We start from the raw sequence: 6,354 nt of genomic DNA, 5'->3' as shown, positions 1-6,354 counted from the left end.
GGGGGGGGTGGCGGCGGCTCCGGTGGTGGCGCCGGGGCCCGCGGCGCGGGCGCCGCGATGTCCACGTCCGGCACCGGCGCGGGAGACGGTTCCGGTGCGGGCGGCGGTACCGGGTCGATCGCCCCGGGTGCCGGCTGCTTGGGGCCGGCACCGATGGGCACCGCCAGCAGATTTCCGGTGGTGACGTCGACGACGGTCAATTCACCGACGGGTGCCGCACCCGGCTGCACCACGAACAGCCGTTCCTCGTCGAGGCCCGACCAGCCCTCGCCTTCGAGATCCTGACCCGAGGACAGGACGGGGGAGAGCAGCGGGCTCCCCGGTGCACACCGCACGCGGGGGACGCCCCGGTCGTCGACGAGAACGACGGTTCCGGTCTCGAGGACCGACTGCACGGGCACCGCGCGCCCGCCGCGATACTCGTGATCGGTGACCCGGGTGTCCGCACGCAGCAGCACCGGCGTCAGTGTGCGCAGGTATCCCCGGGCGTCGGCGACGTCGAATACGTCGAGCCAGGCCTCCTGCTTGGCCGGGTCCTGCTCGAGCGTGCCAGCGAGCCGCTCACGGTCGCACAGCTCACGCTCCAGGCTGCCGCCGTAGAGCCCGGTCCGGTCTCCGGACACCGTCACCGGGCCGCCGTCGGGAACGGGAAGCTCGGCCTGCGGTGCCGGTGGAACGGCAACAGGAACCTGGTCGGGCAGGAGCAGGCCGCTCCACGGATGCTCACCCCGCGACGTCGCGAGGTCCAGGCGTATCGGCTCGGTTCGCGACGGACCGTCCGTGGAGCATCCCCCCACGGCGAGCGCAGTCAGCGCGAGTACCATCCCGCATCCGCGCGCAGCGGTGTCGGCGGCCACCCGCCCATGGTAGGCGGAACCCCTCCGCGTCTCGGGTGGTTTCGGTCGGCTTCAGCCGTCGGACGTCAGCCGGAGGCGGGCGATCCGGCGGCCGTCCAACTCGCTCACGGTGAGGCGATGGCCGTCGACGGTGATGCTGTCGCCGAGTCGTGGAAGGCGCTGGAGGCGGTGCAGCATGCACCCCGCGACGGTCTCGTAGGGGCCTTCCGGCAGCCCGATCCCGGTGGCGCGTTCGAAGTCCTCGACGATCAGCAGACCGTCCACCTGCTGCGTTTCGGGCTGCGCCGAAGCGGGCGCGACCGAGGCCTGCTCGGTCGGTTCGAACTCGTCGCCGATCTCGCCGACGATCTCCTCGACGATGTCCTCGAGCGTCGCGATCCCGGCGGTGCCGCCGTACTCGTCGACGACGACGGCGATCTGGTCGTTGTTCCGGCGCATCAGCGACAGTGTCGCGAGTGCCGGTTTGGAGCCGGGCAGCGAGAGGATGGGCCGGCACACGTCGGCGACGGTCGAGGCGTTGGCCGGATCGGCGAGCAGCAGGTCGCGCAGGTGCACGAAGCCCACGACGTCGTCGAGCGACGATCCGACGACGGGGTACCGGCTGTGCGTACCCGCCAGCGCCTGTTCGCGCGCCGCCGGGATCGGGGTGTCGGCGGGCAGGAAGTCGACCTCGGTGCGCGGACGCATCACCTCGAGCAGCGATCGCTGTCCGGCGTCGAAGACCTCCGCGAGCACCGTGCGCTCGTCCTCCGGCACCGCCGAATGGCCGAGCAGCAGTTCGCGCAGCTCCTCGTGGGTGATCTCCTCGCTCCGGCGCGCCGGGTCGGCTCCGAGCAGCCGGACGAGTCCGTCGGTGGAGACCGACAGCAGCCAGATCACCGGTCGCATCAGGGTGGCGAACCGGTCCAGGGCCGGTGCGGTCAGCAGCGACACCCCGGTGGCCCGCTGCAGGGCGATGCGCTTGGGGACGAGTTCGCCGAGCACCAGGGAGAGGTAGGCGATCACCAGTGTGGTGCCGATCAGGGCGGCGGCACCGGCCGCCGCGGCGGGCAGCCCCCACGACTCGAGAGCCGGGGCGAGGTTCGGTGCGATGGTGGAGGCGCCGTAGGCGGCGGAGAAGAACCCGGCCACCGTGACGCCGATCTGCACCGCGGACAGGAAGCGGTTGGGATCCTTCGCCAGCGCGGCCGTCCGGCGGCCACGCCCGCCGCGTTCCTCGAGTGCACGAATCTGACTCTCGCGCAGCGACACCAAGGCCAGCTCGGTGCCGGCGAAGACGCCGCCGATCAGGACGAACACCAGGACCAGCAGGATGTCGACGAGCGCCGACCCGGTCATGGCGGCCACCCGGGACCGTCGGCCATGTCGTGTCTCCTCACCGGGAAGACGCGGGATACGGCTCCCAGTCTAGGAACGCGGCGGCGGTTCGGATACCGATCGCACGGCCTCCGGAGGGGGATGTTCCACGTGAAACAGTTCGGGTTCAGGAGGCGGGAACGGTCTGCATGTCCTCCTGGCTCCAGTAGGCCTTCATGCTCGTGATCCGCGCGTCGTCGTCGAACGTCATGACGTCGATGACCTCCATGACGAGATCCTGCGCGTCGAGGTGGGTGGTGAGCCGGAACAGGAAGGCCGCGTTGCCGGCGGCGATCTTCAGGGTGAGCAACTCGCCGGTCTGGGCGAGCGGCTCGATCATCGAGTAGAACTCACGCAGGGACGCCTCGGTGGTGCGAACGTCCGTGCCGATCGGGTCCTCGACCGTGGCACCGGGAGCGTAGAGGGCAAGCACCTCGTCGGTGGTCCCTTTCGCGACCGACCGGATGTAGGACTCGACGGTGGCGCGGATCGCGGCGGGAGTCGGGGCCATGCGAAAACCTCCGTTGCTAGAACGTGTTCTAGCAACGGAGGTTAGCAGCGCACGCCGGGACTGGGAATGCCCAGCGTTGCCGCCCCTGCGCCTCGGCCCGCGCACCGGGACCCCACGCCGGGAGATCAGGCCCCCGCGTCGGCCGTCGGGAGCAGGCGTTCGAGAACGTCGGCGAGGGTGATCAACCCGACCACCCGGCCGTTGTCGGTGACGGTGGCCAGGTGGTTGCGGGTGTCACGCATGGTGCGCAGCGCCTCGTACACCGGCACCGTGGTCTCGAGGGTCAGCGCCGGACGCATCAACTCGGCGGCGGTCACCCCCTCAGCGGCGTGCAGGCTGTCACGCACGTGCACCACCCCGTCGACGTGTCCGTTGCCCCGCACGAGCAGCCGCAGGTGCCCGGTGCGCCGGGCGGTGTCCTGGATCTGCGCGGCGGTGGCGGCGGGCGGGACGCTGCTCGGACGGGCCTCGCGGGTGACGATGTCGCCGACGGTGAGGGCCTCGAGTTCGAGCGCGCTGGTCAGGTGCCCGTGGTAGCGCTCGTCGAGGGTGCCGACGGTGGCCGAGTGCTCGACCAGGTGCCGCAACGCGTCGGGATCCTGCCCGGCGCCGACCTGGTCGACCGGGTCGACCCCGACCCGGCGCAGGCACCAGTTGGCCAGGTGGTTGAGCTGCACGATCACCGGCCGGGTCAGCCACATGAACGCGCGCATCGGGAGCGCGAGCATGGTCGCCGACTTCTCGGGGTGCGCGATCGCCCAGGACTTCGGGGCCATCTCCCCGACCACCAGGTGCAGGAACGTCACGATGATCAGCGCCAGGACGAAGCCGGCGACGTCGGCCAGCCAGAGCGGAGCGCCCCAGTCCTCGAACACGGGAGTGAGCCAGTGGTGCACGGCGGGCTTGGTCACCGCACCGAGGGCCAGGGTGCACACGGTGATGCCGAGCTGGGACCCGGCGAGCAGGACCGACAGCTCCGAGGCGCTGCGCAGCGCCGCGCGGGCGGCACGGCTGTGCGGGGCGGCGTCCTCGAGGCGGTGCCGGCGGGCGGCGATGAGCGCGAACTCGACCGCGACGAAGAATGCGCTCGCCGCGATCAGGCCGATCGTCACGGCGAGAACGATCCAGGGATTACTCATCGCCGGTCACCTCGCCGTCGGTGCGCACGGTCACCAGCACCGAGGACGGCACGCGCCGGTCGATCTCGCGGACCTCGGCGATCAGCGTCCGCGCCGGGGGTGCGCTCTCGTGCACCAGATCGGCCGGGTCGGGATCCAGCGGGATCGCGACGGTGTCGCCGACGGCGGGCAGGCCGCCGAACTCGGCGATGACCAGGCCGGCAAGGGTTTCGTAGTCGCCCTCGGGCAGATCATGGTCGAGGGTGCGGGCGACCTCGTCGAGGTGCATGTCGCCGCGGATGACCCAGCCCTCACCCAGACGGGTGATCACCTGCGCCTCGACGGCGGTGTCGTGTTCGTCGGCGATCTCACCGACGAGTTCCTCGGCCATGTCCTCGACGGTGACGACGCCGGCGAAGCCGCCGTACTCGTCGACCACCAACGCCATCTCCTCCTGCCCCTCGGTCAACCGGGCCAGCACATCGGGCAGCGGCAGCGTCGTGGGCACGATCACCGCGGGCCGGCACACCGTCCCGGCCGTCCCGGTCGTCGCGTCCAGGGCGAGCAGATCGTGCAGATGCACCACCCCGCGCAGGTCGTCGGCGGAGAAGCCGACGACCGGGTACCGGGTGTGGCCCTCGCTCATCCTCGCCAGCACCTGCGTCACGGGCTCCCCGGCACGGACGTAGTCCACGCGGGCCCGCGGAATCATGGCGTGCTCGGCGGTGCGGGTCGGGAAGTCGAGGATCCGGTCGAGCAGGGTCGACAACTCCTTGGGCAGATCGCCGGCGTCGCGCGATTCGGCCACGATGTGCTCGAGGTCGCGGACGGTGGCCGAGTGCTCCACGTCGTGGACGGGTTCGATCCGCAGCGCGCGCAGCAGCAGGTTCGACGAGGCGTCGAACAACCTGATCAACCAGCCGAACAGCTTCAGGTAGAGCGTGGTGGACAGCGCCAGCCATCGAGCAACCGGCTCGGGCCGCGCGATCGCAAGGTTCTTCGGGAACAGCTCACCGAAGACCATCTGCACCACGGTGGAGAACAACACCGCCAGCACCGTGCCGACCGCCACCCCGACCGCGGTGGGGATGCCGACACCACCGAGGAGCTCCCCGAGGCCGCTGCCGATGAGCGGTTCGGCGACGTAGCCGACGAGCAGGCCGGTCACGGTGATGCCGAGCTGAGCGCCGGAGAGCATGAACGAGGTGCGGCGGGTGACCGACAGGGCGCGGGTCGCGGCGGCGTCGCCGGCTTCGGCACGCGCCTTCAGCCGGGAGCGGTCCACCGCCATGTAGGCGAATTCCTGGGCCACGAAATAGCCGGTCAGGGCCGTGATGGCCAGGACCACGAGGATGCCGAGTGCGATACCGAGGACGGTCAGCACGGCGGAGTCCGAGGGGCGGTGACGGACGGGGCGTCACTCGGGGGCGGGGAGGGTCTTCGAGGTTTGCGCTTGGCGCGTCTCATGGCTCTCTCTGCAATAGACGACGACTTCCTGTCACAGAATACGACGAACCGGGCCGCCGACGAGTTCCCTCGTGCGGTGCCGACCCGGTCACAGGGGCCGGCACCGCACGACGACGCGACACCCGGGCGCCGACGGCGCGAATACCGCGCCGGAGCCGTCGGCAGTGCTTGGCTGTTCTGGCAGACGGCCACATCATGAGGAGCCTCGATGAGCGACACCACCGCTTTCCCCCTGCCCGGGCACGCCGGCACCCTGTCCGCCCGGTGCTGGGTCCACGACGACCCGCGGTACGTCGTGCTGCTGTGCCACGGCTACGGCGAGCACGCCGGCCGCTACGAATACGTGGCCACCCGGCTGGTCGCCGACGGTGCCGTGGTCTACGCCGTCGACCACGCCGGGCACGGACTCAGCGAGGGCGAACGCGTCCTGATCGAGGACTTCGAGAAGGTCGTGGACGACTTCCGTCTGCTCGACGTCAAGGCCCGCAGCGAGCGCCCCGGCCTGCCGGTGGTGCTCGTCGGACACTCCATGGGCGGGCTGATCGCCGCCCGCTACGCGCAGCGCTACGGTTCCGAACTCGCCGCGGTGGTGCTGTCCGGTCCGGTGCTGGGCCGCTGGCCCGCCCTCGAGGCGATGCTCGCGACGGAGGAGATCCCCGACGTCCCCATCGACCCCGCGACGCTGTCGCGCGACCCGGAGGTGGGCCGCGCGTACGTGGACGATCCACTCGTGTGGCACGGCCCCTTCAAGCGGCCCACCGTCGAGGCACTGCAGCGTTGCCTCGATGCCGTCACCGGGGCGGGCACCGTCGGCGACGTGCCCGTGCTGTGGCTGCACGGCGAGGACGACCAGCTCGTCCCGCTCTCGGGCAGCCGCGAGGGCTGGGCCACGTTCGCCGGACCACGGTCGACGTCGAAGGCGTATCCCGGGGCACGGCACGAGATCTTCAACGAGACCAACCGCGACGACGTGCTCGACGACGTCGTCGATTTCGTGCGTGGTGTCCTTCCGGATCGGAGGTGATCCGAAAGGACACCACGGCGG

At 71.0% G+C, this 6,354-nt stretch carries 6 protein-coding genes; 1 reads left to right on the top strand and 5 read right to left on the bottom strand.

Translation table 11 applies throughout. The features are described from left to right. The 5 genes from ACWPOB_RS14145 to ACWPOB_RS14125 all read right to left on the bottom strand — a co-directional run. Window positions 1-857 (bottom strand): DUF6777 domain-containing protein (locus tag ACWPOB_RS14145; protein ID WP_455401212.1); only part of this gene is annotated, 857 nt, incomplete at its 3' end. Between the two features lie 51 nt (window positions 858-908). Continuing rightward, the gene (locus tag ACWPOB_RS14140; RefSeq protein WP_455401211.1) at window positions 909-2,195 is read right to left on the bottom strand and encodes a hemolysin family protein; all 1,287 of its coding nucleotides are present in this window, start codon (window positions 2,193-2,195) and stop codon (window positions 909-911) included. A gap of 145 nt (window positions 2,196-2,340) precedes the next feature. Then, on the bottom strand, window positions 2,341-2,724 hold the full coding sequence (locus ACWPOB_RS14135; protein WP_455401210.1) for a nuclear transport factor 2 family protein: 384 nt from the start codon (window positions 2,722-2,724) through the stop codon (window positions 2,341-2,343). A gap of 125 nt (window positions 2,725-2,849) precedes the next feature. Continuing rightward, complete coding sequence (locus ACWPOB_RS14130; protein WP_455401209.1) at window positions 2,850-3,863, bottom strand: hemolysin family protein; 1,014 nt, start codon at window positions 3,861-3,863, stop codon at window positions 2,850-2,852. Beyond that, window positions 3,856-5,226 carry a hemolysin family protein gene (locus tag ACWPOB_RS14125; RefSeq protein ID WP_455401208.1) on the bottom strand — a complete coding sequence of 457 codons (1,371 nt, stop codon included), beginning with the start codon at window positions 5,224-5,226 and terminating at the stop codon, window positions 3,856-3,858. The genes ACWPOB_RS14130 and ACWPOB_RS14125 overlap by 8 nt, the downstream gene beginning before the upstream one ends. Before the next feature lie 291 nt (window positions 5,227-5,517). On the opposite strand from ACWPOB_RS14125, the gene ACWPOB_RS14120 reads away from it, so the two are divergent. After that, window positions 5,518-6,333 carry an alpha/beta hydrolase gene (locus ACWPOB_RS14120; protein WP_455401207.1) on the top strand — a complete coding sequence of 272 codons (816 nt, stop codon included), beginning with the start codon at window positions 5,518-5,520 and terminating at the stop codon, window positions 6,331-6,333. Window positions 6,334-6,354 lie beyond the last annotated feature (21 nt).

It is taken from the genome of Rhodococcus sp. 2H158 (assembly GCF_053764755.1).
The sequence above is the reverse complement of the archived record's forward strand: the minus strand, read 5'-3'. Positions and strand labels throughout refer to the sequence as shown.

Excerpts from the sequence above, each read along its gene's own strand:
- ACWPOB_RS14135 (WP_455401210.1), bottom strand. The coding sequence starts at position 2,724 with ATGGCCCCGACTCCCGCCGCGATCCGCGCCACCGTCGAGTCCTACATC.
- ACWPOB_RS14140 (WP_455401211.1), bottom strand. The coding sequence starts at position 2,195 with ATGACCGGGTCGGCGCTCGTCGACATCCTGCTGGTCCTGGTGTTCGTC.
- ACWPOB_RS14130 (WP_455401209.1), bottom strand. The coding sequence starts at position 3,863 with ATGAGTAATCCCTGGATCGTTCTCGCCGTGACGATCGGCCTGATCGCG.
- ACWPOB_RS14120 (WP_455401207.1), top strand. The coding sequence starts at position 5,518 with ATGAGCGACACCACCGCTTTCCCCCTGCCCGGGCACGCCGGCACCCTG.